The sequence below is a fragment of the Mesorhizobium sp. P2_F8 genome (assembly GCF_056403655.1).
The window spans coordinates 1-17398 of sequence record NZ_JBFUFB010000016.1 but is presented as its reverse complement, the minus strand read 5'-3'; the positions used below and the strand labels follow the sequence as shown (position 1 = coordinate 17398).

Annotated in this window: 17 protein-coding genes; 9 read left to right on the top strand and 8 right to left on the bottom strand. The window is 58.6% G+C overall.

Annotated features, from left to right (window positions below; translation table 11 throughout):
• Nucleotides 1-139 precede the first annotated feature (139 nt).
• Nucleotides 140-1822 carry a DUF6538 domain-containing protein gene (locus AC1DZP_RS29745; protein WP_477307333.1) on the top strand — a complete coding sequence of 561 codons (1683 nt, stop codon included), beginning with the start codon at nt 140-142 and terminating at the stop codon, nt 1820-1822.
• A 396-nt stretch (nt 1823-2218) separates the two neighbouring features.
• On the top strand, nt 2219-2650 hold the full coding sequence (locus tag AC1DZP_RS29740) for an XRE family transcriptional regulator (RefSeq protein WP_477307332.1): 432 nt from the start codon (nt 2219-2221) through the stop codon (nt 2648-2650).
• A 445-nt stretch (nt 2651-3095) separates the two neighbouring features.
• Here the strand turns inward: AC1DZP_RS29740 and AC1DZP_RS29735 are convergent, their stop codons facing one another.
• Complete coding sequence (locus AC1DZP_RS29735) at nt 3096-3386, bottom strand: hypothetical protein (protein WP_477307330.1); 291 nt, start codon at nt 3384-3386, stop codon at nt 3096-3098.
• Nucleotides 3387-4793: 1407 nt separating this feature from the next.
• Between AC1DZP_RS29735 and AC1DZP_RS29730 the strand changes: the two genes are divergently transcribed.
• Nucleotides 4794-6068 carry an FAD-dependent oxidoreductase gene (locus AC1DZP_RS29730; protein ID WP_477307328.1) on the top strand — a complete coding sequence of 425 codons (1275 nt, stop codon included), beginning with the start codon at nt 4794-4796 and terminating at the stop codon, nt 6066-6068.
• 645 nt (nt 6069-6713) lie between these two features.
• Entirely contained in the window at nt 6714-7514 is an 801-nt protein-coding gene (locus AC1DZP_RS29725; protein ID WP_477307326.1) for a hypothetical protein, read from the top strand.
• Between the two features lie 208 nt (nt 7515-7722).
• Here the strand turns inward: AC1DZP_RS29725 and AC1DZP_RS29720 are convergent, their stop codons facing one another.
• The 7 genes from AC1DZP_RS29720 to AC1DZP_RS29690 form a co-directional block, all read right to left on the bottom strand.
• Complete coding sequence (locus AC1DZP_RS29720; RefSeq protein ID WP_477307325.1) at nt 7723-8091, bottom strand: YybH family protein; 369 nt, start codon at nt 8089-8091, stop codon at nt 7723-7725.
• A gap of 32 nt (nt 8092-8123) precedes the next feature.
• On the bottom strand, nt 8124-8585 hold the full coding sequence (locus AC1DZP_RS29715; protein ID WP_477307323.1) for a GFA family protein: 462 nt from the start codon (nt 8583-8585) through the stop codon (nt 8124-8126).
• A gap of 397 nt (nt 8586-8982) precedes the next feature.
• Entirely contained in the window at nt 8983-9180 is a 198-nt protein-coding gene (locus AC1DZP_RS29710; RefSeq protein WP_477307321.1) for a hypothetical protein, read from the bottom strand.
• A gap of 451 nt (nt 9181-9631) precedes the next feature.
• Nucleotides 9632-9874: a hypothetical protein gene (locus AC1DZP_RS29705; RefSeq protein WP_477307319.1), complete on the bottom strand. Its 243-nt coding sequence runs from the start codon at nt 9872-9874 to the stop codon at nt 9632-9634.
• Between the two features lie 74 nt (nt 9875-9948).
• Complete coding sequence (locus AC1DZP_RS29700) at nt 9949-10170, bottom strand: DUF768 domain-containing protein (RefSeq protein ID WP_477307317.1); 222 nt, start codon at nt 10168-10170, stop codon at nt 9949-9951.
• 231 nt (nt 10171-10401) lie between these two features.
• The gene (locus tag AC1DZP_RS29695) at nt 10402-11262 is read right to left on the bottom strand and encodes an ATP-dependent DNA ligase (protein ID WP_477307315.1); all 861 of its coding nucleotides are present in this window, start codon (nt 11260-11262) and stop codon (nt 10402-10404) included.
• Nucleotides 11263-11383: 121 nt separating this feature from the next.
• Nucleotides 11384-11716 carry a hypothetical protein gene (locus AC1DZP_RS29690; RefSeq protein WP_477307313.1) on the bottom strand — a complete coding sequence of 111 codons (333 nt, stop codon included), beginning with the start codon at nt 11714-11716 and terminating at the stop codon, nt 11384-11386.
• Between the two features lie 398 nt (nt 11717-12114).
• Between AC1DZP_RS29690 and AC1DZP_RS29685 the strand changes: the two genes are divergently transcribed.
• The 5 genes from AC1DZP_RS29685 to AC1DZP_RS29665 all read left to right on the top strand — a co-directional run.
• Entirely contained in the window at nt 12115-12957 is an 843-nt protein-coding gene (locus AC1DZP_RS29685; protein ID WP_477307311.1) for a thermonuclease family protein, read from the top strand.
• Nucleotides 12958-13272: 315 nt separating this feature from the next.
• Nucleotides 13273-14976, top strand: coding sequence for an SIR2 family protein (locus tag AC1DZP_RS29680; RefSeq protein ID WP_477307309.1), 1704 nt, complete (start codon nt 13273-13275; stop codon nt 14974-14976).
• Nucleotides 14973-15560: a hypothetical protein gene (locus tag AC1DZP_RS29675; protein ID WP_477307307.1), complete on the top strand. Its 588-nt coding sequence runs from the start codon at nt 14973-14975 to the stop codon at nt 15558-15560. Before AC1DZP_RS29680 ends, AC1DZP_RS29675 begins: the two co-directional genes overlap by 4 nt.
• Entirely contained in the window at nt 15557-17173 is a 1617-nt protein-coding gene (locus AC1DZP_RS29670; RefSeq protein WP_477307305.1) for an AAA family ATPase, read from the top strand. The genes AC1DZP_RS29675 and AC1DZP_RS29670 overlap by 4 nt, the downstream gene beginning before the upstream one ends.
• Nucleotides 17174-17261: 88 nt before the next feature.
• Nucleotides 17262-17398: helix-turn-helix domain-containing protein (locus AC1DZP_RS29665; RefSeq protein WP_477307430.1), on the top strand; the 137-nt coding region annotated here is incomplete at its 3' end.

Sequence of the window (17398 nt, the reverse complement as noted above, 5' to 3'; positions counted from 1 at the left end):
AAATATGGCTGGGGCGCCAGGACATTAATCCAGTCGCTGATAACCCGCTGATTTTCAATAAGCTATTGCTTTTTCTTCCGTTTTGGTCAAATAACTGACCTAGGCAGGTGACCTGAGTTGCACCGTCAGATCGGACGAATTGGCCCAAACTTCGCACATCAAAAAACGCGGCTCGACCTACTATGCACAGGTCGCCGTGCCGCTCGATTTGCAGCCTGTCATGAACAGAAAAACCATGGACAGGTCCCTGCGCACGAAAGACCCACGCGAAGCCAAGCGCCTTGTGCGACCGGTCTTAGACGAATGGGACCGCCTTTTCGACGAAGCGCTCCGACAGGTGGCGATAGCTAAGGAACAGCGCCAACCGCTGTCTATCGCTCAAATAGCGATGCGCGACTACAAATCACAGATCGCCTTCGACGCTGAAATACGGGACGCGGACCACCGCTACGCCCAAATAGGCGTAGACTATGACGAAGCCCGTCGCTTCCGTGATGGCTATTCCGGCATCCTTTCCGACGACCAGCTTGAAGAGATCGTCGGCGCTCGCGTTAGCCATCACATGGCCGGGCTAGCCAAACAGTCAGCAAAAGGCAGCGCCGAGTGGCGGACCATCGCGCAAGCCCTCTGTGCGTCCACCTACGAAGCCCGGAGCAGACAAGATGAACGAGACGGCGGCGATTTCACCGGACAGCCCACGCACCCGCTATTGATCGCCGTAGAGCCAGAAGCGAAGGCCGCTGAAGCGGGTGAGGGCATCATTGAGCTCTATGACCGCTACGCGCGGGAGAACGCTAAGGGCATTAGCCAGGACACGCTGACGCAAGCCCGGCGCGACGTGAAGCTGTTTGCCGATACGACAGGCAGCATTCCCGCTTCCAAGATCGATAAGAAGTCGGTTCGCAACTGGAAGGCGCTCTTGATGGACTATCCAGTCAAGGCCGCCGAGATCGCGGTATTCCGTGCTATGACGATGAAGCAGATTATCGAGGCAAACGTCGCGATCAAAAAGCCGACGATCACCGATCGCACGGTAAATCGTTATCTCTCATCGCTTGGCGCTTTCTGCGATTGGCTCGCTCATAACGACTATCTCGACCGCAACCCTGTCGATGGTTTCTCCCAAAAGGTCGACAAGACGAATCGATCGCAAAAGCCGTTTTCCGCTGATCAAATGAACACCCTGTTTGCATCGCCGCTGTTCACCGGGTGCCGAAACGATGACGACTGGCACGAGCCGGGCGACTATCAAATCCGCGATCATCGCTACTGGTTACCGCTTGTCATGCTCTACAGCGGCGCTCGGCCGGCAGAGATCGCACAGCTTCATGTTGAGGACGTGCGCGAGCATCACCGCTCATGGATAATCCATATCACCACCGAAGGCGGCGGCGGCAAATCGACCAAGACAAAGGGCTCGATGCGCGTCGTGCCAGTCCACCCGCAACTGATCGCGCTCGGCTTCGTTGCCTACTGCGAAGGCATGAAGGCGAACGGTGAGACACGCATATTCCCAAACGCCCTCAGAAACCAACGTGGTCAGATGGTCGCCGACTTCTCACGCGACTTCGGCCGCTACCTGACGCGGATTGGCGTCAAGGTCGGGCGAGGGCTCTCGCTCTACAGCTTCCGGCACGGCTTCGTCGATGCTCTCCGCCGGGCCGAGTATCTCGATGAACAGTTCGGGTTTCTGATCGGCCACAAAGCCCATTCCATGACCGAACAATATGGCAGCTTGCCCCAAGGCATGTTGCGCCAGCGTGTCGAAATGATTGAGGCGGTTTCGTATCAAGGTTTGAACATCAAACATCTCTGCCACTAGCTATGCCGACACCAAGTAGGCTCAAGAGCGAAGCCAATCTCCACCCGATGGGCTCGACCCTACCGCTTCCGCTGGTAATCCCCGCGACCCACGGGTCGTTCCTTCACCATGAGAACACGCTCGGGTGTTGAAAGCGCGATGCATGAAGGACGATCTCACGATCGACTCGTCAGGCACCGATACGCGCTCTCTGCGGTAAGCGACGCGCGGCGGCGCGTCCCACTTGGGGATGCGGCTGTCTCGATGCGCCAATCGAAGTCGCTAACTTGAAGTAGATTATCATATATATACTGGTGTAAATAAGCGCGTAAGGCGATACGATAATGAATATCCCGTCATAATCTCGCTATACATAAGACATGAATGATCTTGTGTAAAACAAAGCGAGAAATTAACATGAAGATAACTTCGGGCCGCCCAAATGCGAATACGAAAATCGCGAAGTTCATGAACGGTCGGATCGACCAACTAAAGGGCAGGAAAAGCCAGAAAGACGTCGCGGTCGAAGCAGGGTTCACTAACGTCAACGTCCTCTCAATGATGAAATCTGGCACTATTAAGATTCCATTCGACCGCGTCCCTGGACTTGCGAAAGCGCTGGAGTGCGACCCAGCGAGACTTTTCCTCCTGGCGCTCGAGCAATACTTTGAGAGCAGCGCGTTGGTGGCGATCAAGCAGATTTTCGGAACTGTCGTGAGCGAGAACGAGGTTTCATGGATTGAGGCGCTTCGCAAAGCCTCCGACAACACTGACCCCCCCTTAACCGCGAAGCGAGCAAAGATCTTGCGCGCGATTTTTGGGAAGATCGGACCATACCCGGGTCAATGACAGCTGTGTGAGCGATCCGACCTCGCCCACTGGCGGTCGCCCCCACACCGTTGGTCGATGTTCCGGGAGAGGCCTTGTCTATAGCATGCGAACAAATGCGAACCGTGGTGCCAATGACCACAGGCGCAACCTTTCGAAGCCCGATCACCGTGACCGACCGAGTTCGCCACCCTGAGCGGAAGCTCGTTCGCCCTCCGCCGAAATTCACGCCTATGACCCAAGGCCGACGCGGTGGCGCAGATTTGGCCACCGACGCCAGCAGCTAAATGCCCTATTTCTCGCCGCCGCAACGAGGTCGTGCAGATCGCCGACGAGTGCGCTGTTCGAAGGCCGGTTGGCCTCGATGAGCCGGCAGGGATGCGCCCGTCGGCGAACCAGCGCATGCTCAACGACGCCGAGGCCCCGGCATGGGCTTCAGCCTTGCGAGCGCTCCGCGGTTCTTATGCTAGGTCTTGTGAACGCTCTGAACATCGAACGCTGTCTCCTGGGGCGGTGAGGTGAAGCCGCCCTTGATCCCCTTGCTCATCGTGGGCATCAGGATCCCGTCTCGAAACTTCTCCCAGCTTTCCTTGGAGTCATGGATGGCAACGATCGTCCAGCCCCCCGCGGACGGTCCGGCGGCATGGAAGGTCTGGCCCTTCGGCAGACCACCGCCTGCTGGATGCACCGCAGCGACCGATGCCTCATATTGTGACTTCGTTCCCCCTGCAAAGTGATGAACTATACCATAAGGCATCTCTTCCTCCGTTGTGACGTTTATCGGTTTCCTTTGTAAGCCATCGCGAATGCATTAGCGATTCCTCATATAACGAAATATGCGCGAGTTCCTCGAGGGCGATGGGCGTCATTTGCAAACTGACTTGGCGGGATTTCACAGGGTGCGGAAAGCACAGAAGTAGCGAAGAGCTTCGCCTGGGTCCTCTGACTTGCCGCTGGCAACGCTCCATCCATCTGAGCGATCGGCGGCGGTCAGCTGACTTCGAGCCTACTGCGTCGAGCTCGACTGCCCACCGCGAGCATGGACCACATTCGGTCTGTCCCGCTAATCCAGTGGGGTCCGCGAAGCAGGCGCACAACAGCGAGTGCACCACTACGGCAATCGGGTCTCGGTTCTGGATGCCATAAGAGGAGGCTAACGACGATTGCCTGGTTTCCTAGGAACCGATCGACTTTATTCGCGAGACTGGATGAACCCCACAGATGGAAGTCCTAGGTTTTCCATGGTGAGAGCGAGGGGATGCCTTTTGTTGCCCGGAGCAATATTTCGGCCAATGCTCCGCTTTGTGTGGGGTGTCGCGCCGGAACGTCCGAAACGACAAACGTCAACCGAATGGCCTTGCCACCCCTTAAAAGGGAGCAAATCTGTCAACCAGAATACGTGCGTTCTCTTAGGCCGGTAAGAGAACGCTTTACACTAAGTTTACCCTAAGTTGACAGAACCAGCCGAAATCCGATTTTTTGGAATTTTGTCAACTACGGCGGGATCCAAGAGCTGGGCCGTGCCTAGGGAGGCTGCGCTGTCGGGACTGAAGGCCGGGTGTTCGCATGCTGTGACCTTCGATACCTTGGGGAATCTATTTCATGTCCTGCCCGGTTCCGAGATCGCTGATGCGCTAAGGCTCTGATAGGCCATACCTAAATAGCCGGATTTGCGTAGATGTATGAACCGTGGTCGAGAGACAGGCGGGACCTCGGCGCAGCGACTTCACCGTTTCGTTTCCCCGATAGGGAGTGCCGGGTGCTGCGATCTATGCCCTGTGGTTCTCTCATTCAATTTCGATCTCGATGGCCGTTCATTCACCCGCATCGCCTTTCAGTGTCGACGGAAGTCCGTAAACGATCCGATGTCTTGGAGATCAGCGGGGTGTCGCAAGAGTGCATTAAGTGGCAAGGCCCCGAAATTCACTCACCACGCTGCCAGGGGCGGCCGTCAGAGAGCGCCGTGGTGTGCCGTGTCAGGTAGCAGCATTCGTTGCCCGAGCTCTCCAGTGAGCCCGCCTGGGACTCTCAGCTCTGTAAATAACTAGTTGGAGAAATCACTATCTAGGACACCAGTGGGAGCGATGGTCTTCGCCGTTTGACTCAAAGGTGGCGCAAGCTCAGTATATTAGCTAATTAGAATATTTCCCTTTGGGCGTAGGCCATGGCGGACAGGAAAAGCGGCGAAACTTCGTTGTCCGGCCGTGGTGGGGCTGACTACGACCTGATCATCGTTGGTGGTGGTCTTGCAGGTTCTTCCCTGGCCATCGCCCTTGCAGGTCGCGGGGCCAGGATACTCATTGTTGAACAGCAGGACCCGTTCAGGGATCGCATCCGTGGCGAAGTTCTTATGCCATGGGGAAGTCTTGAGGCGCAGCGGCTGGGCATCTATGATCTGCTTATCAAACGCTGCGCCATCGAAGCGGGCTACTATACCAGATTCAGGGCTGGCTCACCGCCCGCAGTGCGGGATTTGCTCGCCACAACACCAGGCAAGACCTGCTGCGTGACATTCCCCCATCCCGAGATGCAAACGGTTCTCTTGAATCACGCTGAGATCCTGGGAAGCGAGGTCAGGCGCGGAAGCCCCGTCTCTGCGGTGACATTTGGAAATATGCCACGCGTTCATATCGGGAGCGATACCAAAGGTGTCTCAGCCCGCTTGGTGGTCCTGGCAGACGGTCGGGATTCACGGCTGCGTTCGCTCCTTGGCTTCGACGTCAGGCGCGACCCGGAGCAACTCATTACGGCCGGTATGATACTGGAGGGCGACGTCGATTGCTCGGAGCTGCTCGAGGGCAATGCTCAGCAGCCGGCAAATACGATCAACCTCTTCTATGATCCCAGGGCCGCACGGATGGTCATCGCCATGCGAATTGCGCCCGGGCGTAACCGCATCTATCTGATCTACCACAAGGACGTCCTGCCGAAGCGTCTGTCCGGTCCCGGTTCGGTCGCTGAAATGGTGCGCCAGCTTCAAGCGGTAGGCGCGCCGGGGCACTGGTTTGACCAGGGACGGCAGGCAGGTCCTTTCGCCAGCTTCGATGGATCGCACCGATGGGTCGACAGGCCCTATCGCGATGGAGTTGTGTTGATTGGCGATGCGGCCGCTGCCTCCGATCCCGCCTGGGGCAGGGGGCTGTCGAGGACATTACGCGACGTCCGGCTGTTGAGGGACCGATTGCTGGAGAATGTCGACTGGCGTTCGGCAGCGGAGGCGTATGGCCGCGACCATGATGAGTTCTACGGTCGGATGCGACAGTTGGAAGCGATGGAAACAACCCTGCTGTTCGAACGCGGAGAGGCGGCTGACCAGCGACGCGAGCATGCTTTTGCGCTTTTTGCTGCCGACCCAACACGTGTTCCCGATGTAGTCGGCCTTGGGCCCGAGGCCCCGTCGGATGAGCGGGCTCGTGCCCGTTATTTCGGAGAAATTTGAGATCGGCAAGAACGCTGACAGCGTCGGGAAACATCCGGGAGCGTCAATGGTTACGCTCGCTAAGTGGCAAGGGCCCAGGAAGCTGGTCAGTCCTGGGCCCTTTAAAGTCCGTAGTCTTGGAGGTAATGCTATGTGGCTAGAGCCACAGATGGGTCGTAGCATTTTTCAACTGTTTGTCAATTGAAAAATCCACAGACTCGGTTCACATATAGGAATGTTGCCGATAGGAGCAGATAAAAGATTAGTAATCGATGACTTATCATCATGCCTACACAGAGTAAAAATTTTCTATTGCGACGCTCGCGTAGATTTCATTCGAAGCTGATTATCGACGCAGCCGTAAAGGTCGCCATCTGCTTGCCCTCGCCATATCGAGGCGCGCCGACTGCGCCCTTTGAGCCAGCATTGGCTCTTGCGCTTCATGTAGGTGAATCCGATGCAACGATCGTGCAAGCCAACCTGCACTGCGACGCGATCACGCTTCTCCCCGCGCGACGCAGCCGATCTATGCCGCCAAGATCCTTCTGGAGACTGTAAACAAATCATGAACAGTCTGTTCGAGAATGAGCGAAATCAAAACGCTATAGAGCAGCGACCGGCGCTCCTGTCGGCGACAAGGAGACGATCAAATTGGGAAACTCACATTTGTCCAGACCAGATGCTCATCGCGAGATCGACGAACTCGATCTTGACGGCGCGAATACATCGGCTTCATTGCCTCCCGCTCCTGCCTGGGAGCCAGCCACGACGGAGTTGGCGATCGTCCCGGCCGCTACCGCGCCTGGCTTCGCCTACGGTGCACTTGAGCCGGCACTCGCTGGCCAGGCTAAAGCGGCGGCAGACCGCATAAAAGCAAACCAGGAAGCGTCCGATAAAAGCTTGTTCGCCATCGGCCGCGATCTGCTGGCGATCAAGGCCAACCTACCCCACGGGGCATTCGGCAAGTGGATCACCGCAGAGTTTGGCATGACGGACCGAACTGCGCAGAACTATATGAACGCGACTCTGGCCTTGGAGAAAAACGAAAGCGTTTCGTTTTTGCCGCCAACGGTAATTTATTTGCTCGCCGCTCCCAGCACGCCTACGGAAATCATAGAGAGCGTGATTGCTGAAAGCGAAAGAGGAAACGTTCCTACTGCGAAAAGCGTCTTGAGACGAATTAGCGACGAGAAGGAAAAGAGGGCGGCAGCGACGGGTCGAGTCCTGAAGAACGCAGGCAAGACGCCGAACCAGGTCACGCAACGTAAAACGAACCAGTCCCAGGTTGAAGCGAAACGGTTTGCTGATGTAGAAAAACAAAAGCGCGAGCAGGGCGACCTTGAACTTGCAGCTACTGACGCGGTTGCGCTCCTCAAGAAATGTCTTGGCGACGAGTTTCCGTTATTCTGCGAACTCTACGAAAAGGCCTCATCGATGTTCAGCTTCGCATTGAAGCAGGCCGGATAGTGATCGTAGTCCATCCTAAGCGGCGCTGGATTTTGGCGAGTAACAGAATCGCAATTCATCGCGCCTCGTTGGCTCCGGCCAGCGGGGCGCCTAGGACGACCCTTCTGCTTCGGCGTGATCTCCTCGATCTTGACCATCGTGGTCAGCACCGTGCGCCAGTGTGGCTTCTCGAACACGCTCACCACATAGGTCGTTAGCGGCTTGTCGCTCACTCGCCAACGTCGGTGGTGTTGAGGCTGCACATGCGTATCAACCAGCCTCCGCCGGCTTGCCGCTCCAAAACGCTGAGGGATGTTCCGTTTCCCGTCGCCTCACCTTCTGAATAGGCAGCGAGGCACCAAGCCAGGTCGCCGGACGAGTTCGCTTCCACGACGGCAAGGGTTTTGTCCCCGACCTCGCCTTGAGTCCAGATGCTGTGGAGTGCCTCAATAGCCGCGCGACCTCGAGCCGGAGGCGCGTAGGGAGAATGCACTTCCCCGTCAGGCGTGAAAATGGCTGCACAACCGGCGGCATCTCCGGCACGGTAGGCAGCGACATAGCCCTCCCAAAGTGCCTGCAATTCATCGCGGATCGACATCCGTAGAGTTCTCCGTCGTTGCCAGGCTTACTTTACAGTTCCGGCCGTAACTCATCCCTGAGAAGTTCGATCAGCCTCCCAGCATCTTTCTCAGTTAGCTTCGGCAGATCCTCACACACACGATACCAAGGCAACTGAGTGTCCGCGTAGATATGCCTGGTGACCCTGGCCTCGGCCGGTCTGTCCAAGGTGCCCACCGTGATATTCGTCAACCAGTCATCCTTCAACCTAGATGCCTGCCATACGATCCGAGACCCGCAATGCCCACAAAACCCACGTTTCCCGTCATCTGACGAAACATAGTATTTCGGTTCGTCCTTCAGATATTTAAGAGTGCCGGCCTTAATTAAGACCGTAATCTCGGCCGGTTGGCCTGTGCTGCGCTGGCAAATGGTGCAGTGGCAGATATAGCCGTTGTGAAGATAGACCTCAGCCTCATATCGAACGCTGCCACAAAGACATCCTCCAGTGACTTTCGTTGGTTCGTGCGTCACCTGTTGCCCCCTGTGAACGGTTCATCAAGCGCGTCCTGGCGCTGCCTAGCCGCAATTTGCTGAACCTAGGACCGGTGAAAGGCTAGTCCTTGTTGTCGAAGCAGTAGTTACAAAGGCCAAGGTGGCTAGCAGTTGCCAACATAGGGTCGAATGGCTGGCCACAATGGATGCATTCGATCTTGCCAACGGGGCCATATCGCCCGCTCGTCGCCGCGTTGCGTCTCTTGAGATAGTCCTGAACTTCCTTATCCGGGAACACAGACTTGTCAGACATACGCCTTACTCCCCACTCTACGGGGAAGCCTTATATCAGAAATGACTAATATTCAAAGCCGGGCGTCTATTCCGTGTTATGGAGCTACGAGCCGGCCAACTGCAGAGTTCAGATAAGCGCCAGTCATCTATTGAGTTGCCGCAAGCCAGCCCAGAAAGCGAAACGAGAAGCTTCTAGCTTCGACGTGATCTCCTCGACCCGCACCTTGTCGCCGATCTCCTTTGCCATAGCGATGGCTTTGGCCTCCGTAGTCAGCACTGTGCGCCAGTGCGGCGCCTCGAAAACGCTCACGACGTAGGTGGTTACCGGCTTGTCGGTCATCGCTTCCCCCACCTGCCGCAACCCAGAAACTTGTAGAGATCGCTAATGTTACGCGATCACACCATGGGCGTCCGCATCTCTATTATATTAGCTTGTGCTTGTGGAACTTTTCCACCTGGGCCAGCGTTCTCAACCCCTACAATTTGCCCAACAGCGCGCCGGGCGGTAAGTGAGGGAGCATGAGCAACTTAGGCTTATGGGTCGTATTCGCTACGGGGACCATCGCGATCATCTACTTGTTGTCGTATGTCTCGATCAAGATGTTGGGATCTTGGCTCCCAGCGTTCTTTAAGGGGTGAATGGCCGCTGTTGGGCTCTTTGGGTGGCGGGCCGCACCGGCCACTGCGGGTTTTGTTTGGACGTCCCCCGCGCTGCCTAAACTATGGGCATATTAGCAACTGAGCAACTAAGCCTAATGGCGGGACCAAGACTGAAGTCCCAATCCCGCGCGCTACCCAGCCGTAGGAGGCCGCACCGGTCCCGTGGTGTTCCATGGGATAAATTCGACTTCCTTCCCTGTCACTTCGCGCACGGCCTTCAAAAGCACTTCATGCAAGACGCGCGTCTGCCGGTAGTGCTGGCAATGCGGCGATATGAACGGCTTCACAATGCTCCAGTGCAGCGCTTCCGCTGCCACCAGAAAGCGCTCGATTTCAGCCTGCGATAATTGCTTGGACGGTTTTGATCTAGCCATTGGCGAACTCCATTTGAAGGGTCGCCGCAACGAGAGGATTATATTCCTGATCTCGATGAGACCGGCAAGCGGTTTCACTCCGGCACGCCAGCGTCATAGTGGACGATGGCATCGAGAATCGTTCGATAGAGGCTGTCGACCTCTTCGCCGATCTCGATCCCCCGAATTCCGACCACCGCCGCGTCGGCGATCAGCTTGTGGGTGAGTTCGTCAACCGAGATGACATCGGCCTTTGCCTTCTCCGGAACGTTGTTCTGGATCCACCGATGCAGGAAGTTGATGCCGCGTGTGCTCACTGAGCCATAAGCTCGGCCAAGCGGTTAGGTTCCAGCAGGCGGTTGGTCTGACATGGCGGCGATCACCGCATCGAGCAATTCGATGTCCTTCACGCCACTATTTCCATGGGGTCGCCGCTCTGCGCTAGAGTCCTGGGTCAGCGTCGACGGGCGCAAAGCTCGTCACCAGGATGCGGCGATATTGCTTCAGTAGGTCGATGGCCTGAGCTATCGTTTTTTGGTCCACCACCATTAATCCTCCTCGCGGAAGTCCTGCAGCGAGGCATGCCGCAGATCGTCCTCGCCGCGCAAGTGCTTCACTCGGCCGATGATGCCCGGCTTGACCCATTGCGTGGCCGGCCGCTTCATGCCCTTGGGAGGCGGTCCTGCGTGCTCCTGGACGCGCTTCCATAGCCGTTCGCGGATGGCGCGGCTGGAGTTGATGAAGGCAGAACCGACATACTTGCCGGTTGCTCGATCGGCCATCAGTGCGAAGGCTGGCTTGCCGGGCTCGCGCTCAACGCCGAGCAGTTCATATTCTTCGACCGTGTAGCATTTCGCCTTCAGCCAGTTGGCCGAAGGGCCGCTTCGGTATTTGCTATCGCGGCGCTTCGACACCATCCCCTCGAGCCCCGCTTGATCGACCAGATGAAAGATCGACGCTGCGGCGCCCGGTAGGGCCTGGCTGAACTGGATGTGGAGGTCCGGCGGTATCATCTCGGCCAGGCTCTCGCGCCGGTCTTCAAGAGGCATGTCGCGTAGGTCGTGGCCGTTCAGGTGCAGAAGATCGAAGGCGACGAAATAGAGGTCTTGCTGGCGCCGAGTGATCGCCGTCCGTAGCGCGGCGAAGTCGGACAGGCCGGCGTCGTTCAAAACGATGATCTCACCGTCGATGATGGCGCTTTCCACCTCGAGCAAGGCGGCAGCGGCGGCTAGGTCGCGATACTCCGACGTCCAGTCGAGACCGCGGCGGGTGAAGATGCGGACGATATTGCCTTCCAGAACGATCTGGGAGCGGTAGCCGTCGAATTTAACCTCGTGAATCCATCCCTCGCCTTCGGGTGGCTTCTCCACCATAGTTGGCATCAACGGCGGGATGAACTTCAAACGCATGAACTGTCTCGCAAGCCCGCGAGTCAATTAGCATGCGCTAAAATGGTTCCGGAACAATTTAGGCAAATTGAATGAGATGACCCGGCTCTCGCGATCGAGCAGCCGGGCCATAGGGCTAAGATCAGTAGTCGTTGTTGTTGTCGTCCTGCTGGATGATGACGTGGCGATGCCGATGCATCGGACGGTCGGTCGAGCCCGTGATGACGACCGCATCGCGGCCGCCGTGATGCCGGCGCTGCCAGGCGCGCTGGCCATTGTCGTAAAACGCCTGCTCGCCATGATGGCGGTGATGGAGACGCTGTCCGTCCCGATAGATGACCATACCGTCGTTGTTGTTGTCGTTCCAGTGATGGCGATGATGTCGGTGGGTCTGGATGACGATGGCTTCGTCTGCTGAGGCCACAGCAGGCGCGGCCAAGCAGAGTGCCAACGCGCTCAGGATCATGACTTTCATTTCGAATTCTCCAAAAAGATGTGTTGCCCTCGCGGGGTAAAACAAGGCGCGACCGCTTTGGTTCCGTTGCCACGGCGCGTCGGTCGTTTAGGAAATCGATCTTAACCAAGCGGTCTGCCGCCTCGGTCGAGGGGCCTATGCTGCTCCGCAGCATAGGCGGACGGGTAGGCCGCCGCGCCATCATTGATGCCATCAACACGATACGGCTAAGGCTGGATTCGGACGTCAGCGGTATTTTGAGAGCCGCACGGTAGGGAATGGCCGGCACGGGTCGGGGTGCGGCCGCAAGTGCAGAACCAGACCGGATAGCCCGACCTTGTTCCACCGCTCGCATCGCTATGCGCGCTTCTGGACTCCAAGCCCAAACAGTCGCATCCTTGCTTCGGGGAGTGAGGGGCTTGGACAAACACCGATACGATAATCGGTCTGACCAGTGGCGCAGGCGCACTGGCGCCAAGATGCGGCGTGCACGCCTGCTAGCCGGCATTCCGAAGCGGCTGATCTTCGTTACGCTCGCGGCGACGGCGGCCTACATGACGCAGTTCGTCCTTCAGCACACCGACCGCCTTCCTGAAACTAACCTGGCGAGCTGGATCGGATCGAAGCCCGCGCCGATTGGTGGCGTCGCCTCAGTCATCGACGGCGATACGATAGAAATCCACGGGCAGCGGATCCGCTTTAACGGCATCGACGCACCGGAGAGCCGGCAGTATTGCGATGACGCCAAAGGCTTTGAATATCCCTGCGGACGCCGGGCTGCCGATGCGCTGGACGGCTTCCTGGCGGCCTCGAGGCCGGTCCAATGCACATTCATCACTTGGGATCGCTATGGCCGCTTTGTCGGCGACTGCCGGCGCGCAGATGGCGTCAGCGTCGCCGCGTGGATGGTTGAGCACGGCCAGGCGCTCGACTGGCCCCGCTACAGCCATGGCGCCTATGCGGGGCAGCAGTTAAAGGCTGAAGCGAGGAAGGTCGGACTATGGGTCGGAACATTTCAGGCGCCGTGGGATTGGCGCGCCGAGCATCGCGACAGTGGACAGTCGACCAGCGCACCTCTCTTCGCGGCGGGCAACGGTGGGTGCAACATCAAGGGCAACATTTCGGTCGACGGCGAGCGGATCCATCACATTCCTGGGCAGAAATTTTATGGCGTGACGAAGATCACTGAGGCCAAGGGCGAAAGGTGGTTTTGCTCTGAAGGCGAAGCCCTGGCCGCAGGTTGGCGGCGATCGAAACGATGACGATCCTGAAACGGTGCCGGTGCGGGGACGGCAGTGCGTGGTCTATAGCCGTCCGGACGATATGCGAAGGCGATAGGGGCGGTAAGATGACCACACCATTTCCTGCAACCATAGCGGCAATTTCTTGGCGGTTGGCGTGAGACGTCGAACGGTGCCGTTTCGCTGCAGTCCGATATAGGTCTTGACGCATCGGACAACAGTCAGCAGAGAGACACAGTTATTGTGGTGGCCGCCTTACAGCCTGGCGCAAGAAGACATCGCTAAATATCGCGTGTTTGCATAACATCGCGAACACGTAATGAGGGGAGATTCTATTTGCCGGACGCTGCTTCTATTTCAGTCAAGGAAACGCTCGTGCTCTTCGACGGCGAATTCGCGGGGCTGAGCAAAGGCGCCTCGCAAGGCGAATACACCTTCTGGCTGGGGTCTGGCATATCTCGCGATCGGGTCGTCGGGCTTGACGGAGTCCTCGCCAAGCTCCTCGAATTCCTTCGTGTCCACGCTACTGCGGCAGCGAACTGCGGATATCGCCTGGCGCTCGAGAAGATCATCAACATGGCGGCTCCCTCCGCAGACGAACGCGCCGGGATCGACATGGCGCAGCAGGCGTCGACCTGGCCCAGCCTGAAGAACATTCTCAAACGGTTGTGGAAGCAATATTCGGCCGTGCTGTCGGTGGAGATACCGGGCGAGAGACTCGACTACCTGCTGTGGGAGGGCGTCGACTTTCCCCACACCTTCGGCGCACAGCCCGCCGACGCCGAGCATCTAGCCATCGGCATGCTCGCCCTGGAAGGCGTCGTGACAGAACTGGCAACCGCCAATTGGGACGGCTTGCTCGAAGCGGCGATGCAAGAGCTCGGCTATGACGAGACTTTCTATCGGATCACCGTGACCGGCGAGGACCTCCGCAATCCTGCTGCAGCCGCCATCCTCTACAAGTTTCACGGCTGCGCCTTGCGCGCGATCGCTGACGAGGCTGCTTATCGCCCTCTACTTGTCGCGCGCACAGCTCAGATCACAGGCTGGAAGAGCAACGAGACATTTAAGATCGTCCGCGATCAACTTGGCGCCCTCGTTCAACGCAGCCGAACGCTCATGATCGGCATGTCCGCGCAGGATGAAAACATAAAGCATCTTTTCGCCTCGATGAATGCCCAGAAAGGCTGGAAATGGACCGACGAACCGACCCCCATCGTGTTCTCCGCGCAGGAACTTGGCGACGATCAGAAGAACGTCCTCATCGGGGCCTACGGTGAGGCTGATTACGAGGCGCATCGCGACCAGATCTGCGAAGCGGCGCGGCTCCAAGCCTATGCCAAGCCGTTACTGCTGGGGCTGCTTCTTCATGTTCTCGCCGCCAAGCTTGAGGTCCTTGCCAGTGATGCCCAAGCCGCCAATCTCGACCAACCGGCCCGGGCGGCGATTGCCGAGGGGATCCGGGCGCTCCGCGACCGCGTGGCCGATGCAGGTGACGCCGACCGGCCGGCGCTTGCCCGCGCGATAGCGGCTGGGCTCGCTCGCGCACGCCACCAATTACAGAATGGCGTTAGTGCCGCAGGTGTGCAGGCCTATTTTCCGCTCGACGGCGAACCGACGCATCGCATGAAGAATAAGCTGGCCCTGAAAAGTTCGGGCCAGCGAGAGGCCGCTGTGGCCTTGGGTCTTATCGGATTGGAGGAACAGGCAGCGAATTGGGTCAGTTCGATTGACGATCCTGCCGATCCGCGAACTGGCGCCCTGCGGCTCACCTCGCCGAACGCCAGCACGCGCATCTTTTTCGCCGCGAATGACGACACCGTCACCAGCCTGCTCGACGCAGGCGCAATCGATGAGACGGATGAAGACGCCGTGGTGATCTGCTCTGGGCGCGTTTCGGAGCGGCAGCAGCGCAGTCCGAGCGCCGCTATGCGCAGTGGCGCCCTTGGGCCGCGATATGTCGCATTCGGTCCGATGCTCGGCAGCGCTACCGACCTGAACGAGTTGCGTGACCAGTTTCGCGGCGAGGTGGGGCTATGAGCACTACCGACCGCGTCCTGGATATTCTCGTTCGGGAGGGCGGCTACCGCCAGCTTCCCAAGCCCTTCAAAGTGGGCTCGATTTCCTTCGACTTCACGCATGCGCTCGTCGCCGGCGAACGGGCCAATGACCTCGTCATCGTCATCGAAATCAAGGGTGATACCGTCGATGACGGGGTGGTCCGAAAGGTTATGGCACTTACGCGCGCGCTTGACGTGATGCAGTCGAAACGGCCCGTAACGGTGGTTCTTACTTCTGGGCAGCCGCGCACCGAAACCGTCCAATCTATCAGCAAGGTATGTCGCGTCTTGCCGGTCGGCGCACCAACTGGACCTAACGCGATCAGCGCTGTGCGCGACTGGCTTTCCGTCCTGTTGCCGCTGACCCAGCCGCCTGCCGTCGAAATGCTGCTCGATTGGGAAACCGACCTGCGCACCGCTACGGCGGCGTCCGCCAACGGCGAACTCATGGACAACCTAATCAACGCAGCATCTGGCGGCAAGGAAGCAGTTGAAACTGTGCTTGCTGACGCGATCACCAAAGCCGTCGATGTCGCGATCGGCGATAAAGGAGACGAGGAATGACCGGCGTTCGGCTGAAGAACCTCGTCGTCGAAAATTTTCGCAGCCTTCGCGGCAAGGTAGTCATCCCGCTCGACGCCCAGGTGGTGCTGATCCACGGCACCAACGGCATGGGAAAGACGAGCGTGCTGTCGGCGCTGGAACTCGGGCTCACAGGCAAGATCGCGCATCTTGCGGCTGAGGGGCCGAGATATCAGTCGTATCTCACTACGCTCGACACCGGCGGCGGCTCAATCTCGTTGACCACAACCGCTCCTCTCGCCGAGAAAGCGGCCATTGGCGGCACGCTAGCTTATTCTGATGACACCTTCCTCCCCAAGCCACTCCTCGAGACCGACAACGCCCGCTTCTTCGCGGAGCGGTGCTATCTGCCGCAGGCGACACTCGGGCGGCTGCTAGAAATCTATGACGACCAAAAAACGGGAACGGCGTCGCCGCTGACCTTGTTCGTCAAGGAACTGCTCGGCCTCGATCCGCTCGATGCTCTTGTCGATGGGCTCGATCACGCATTCAACGTCGCGCGCGTGCGCAAGCTGGTGCCGGAGTTTCGTCGCCTCGAAGCGCTCAAAGCCTCGTTGGACGACGAGCGCCGCCGGAAGGACAAAGCGATTGATGAGGCGGCGAAGACCGCCGCCGAACAGCTCGCCCGCCTCAATGAGATCCTCTCCGCAATCGCCGGCGCCGACGCGTCGTTGGTGGTGACGGAGGCCACCGACCTCAGCCAGCTCAAGGCCAGGCTGGAAGCCGCTCGAGACGGCGATCGTCAGCTCACAGACCTCACCCGGACCCGCTCAGAATTGCGCGGGCTGCAAGAACGCTGGCGATCGCTCCCGTCGCGAGAGTTGAGCCGCGACCAGGCCGGCAGGGAAAGGACTGATCTGGCGGCGGGCGACGCGCTCACCACCTGGCGGTCGACTAGCGGCGATGCCCTCGATTACGCGATCAACGCGGTTCGCGCCTATTTCTCCGACATCCCCTCATTGGAGGACGGCCCCGAGCAAGGCAGATCAGAGGCGCTGCGTCGCGCGCAAGCAGAAGCCGAGCGTTGCGGAAGGCTGCTCGCGGCCAACGCGACGGCAAGCGCACAGGTCGAGACCTTGAATGCGACCGTGCAACGCGCTTCTACCCGGATCGACGAGCTCAACCGAGACCTTTCCGGCGCGGCTGAAGACGCAAAGACGCTCGCGAACGCACTCGCCGGCATCGTTCCGCATATCGACGGCGATATGTGTCCGGTCTGCAGCCGCAACTACGCCGAAATGGACGCTGGGTCGCTTTCGGCCCATGTCGCTGCCAGTATCGCATCGCTCACAAGCGAAGCCGGGCGTCTCCAGTCGCTGGCGACAGCACGGGCCGAAGAGAGTTCGCGTCTGGCCGCCGCTCAGCGCGACCTGCTCAGCGCCGCCAACGCACAGCTTTCTGCCGACGACTTCTCCGAGCTCACCGTGCGCCAGGCCCAGATGACCGATCTGGCGCAACGCCTATCCGCCCTGAAGGAAACCGCCGCAGAGGGAAGCAAGTTGATGGCCGACGCGGCAACCGCCCGACAGGGGGTGGTGACAGCCCGCCGGCGGGACGAGCAGTCGGTCTCGCTGTTGATTGCCACTGAGAAGTGACCCGGCATTGAAGGATATTTCCATCGAGAATTGACCCATGTTTGAACCTTGCCCTGCGTGTTGCAGCGGGGGCTACGGAGTGATCGACATGGCATTATTGAGCGTGATCCGACGCTGGCATTTTCGAGAGCATTTATCGATCCGTGAGATCAGCCGCAGGACCGGCCTGTCGCGGAATACTATTCGCAGATATCTGCGTTCTGACGGTGTTGAGCCAAAGTTCAA

Excerpts from the sequence above, each read along its gene's own strand:
- AC1DZP_RS29695 (WP_477307315.1), bottom strand. The coding sequence starts at position 11,262 with ATGCGTTTGAAGTTCATCCCGCCGTTGATGCCAACTATGGTGGAGAAG.
- AC1DZP_RS29690 (WP_477307313.1), bottom strand. The coding sequence starts at position 11,716 with ATGAAAGTCATGATCCTGAGCGCGTTGGCACTCTGCTTGGCCGCGCCT.
- AC1DZP_RS29710 (WP_477307321.1), bottom strand. The coding sequence starts at position 9,180 with ATGACCGACAAGCCGGTAACCACCTACGTCGTGAGCGTTTTCGAGGCG.
- AC1DZP_RS29720 (WP_477307325.1), bottom strand. The coding sequence starts at position 8,091 with ATGTCGATCCGCGATGAATTGCAGGCACTTTGGGAGGGCTATGTCGCT.
- AC1DZP_RS29670 (WP_477307305.1), top strand. The coding sequence starts at position 15,557 with ATGACCGGCGTTCGGCTGAAGAACCTCGTCGTCGAAAATTTTCGCAGC.
- AC1DZP_RS29740 (WP_477307332.1), top strand. The coding sequence starts at position 2,219 with ATGAAGATAACTTCGGGCCGCCCAAATGCGAATACGAAAATCGCGAAG.
- AC1DZP_RS29730 (WP_477307328.1), top strand. The coding sequence starts at position 4,794 with ATGGCGGACAGGAAAAGCGGCGAAACTTCGTTGTCCGGCCGTGGTGGG.
- AC1DZP_RS29675 (WP_477307307.1), top strand. The coding sequence starts at position 14,973 with ATGAGCACTACCGACCGCGTCCTGGATATTCTCGTTCGGGAGGGCGGC.
- AC1DZP_RS29705 (WP_477307319.1), bottom strand. The coding sequence starts at position 9,874 with ATGGCTAGATCAAAACCGTCCAAGCAATTATCGCAGGCTGAAATCGAG.
- AC1DZP_RS29735 (WP_477307330.1), bottom strand. The coding sequence starts at position 3,386 with ATGCCTTATGGTATAGTTCATCACTTTGCAGGGGGAACGAAGTCACAA.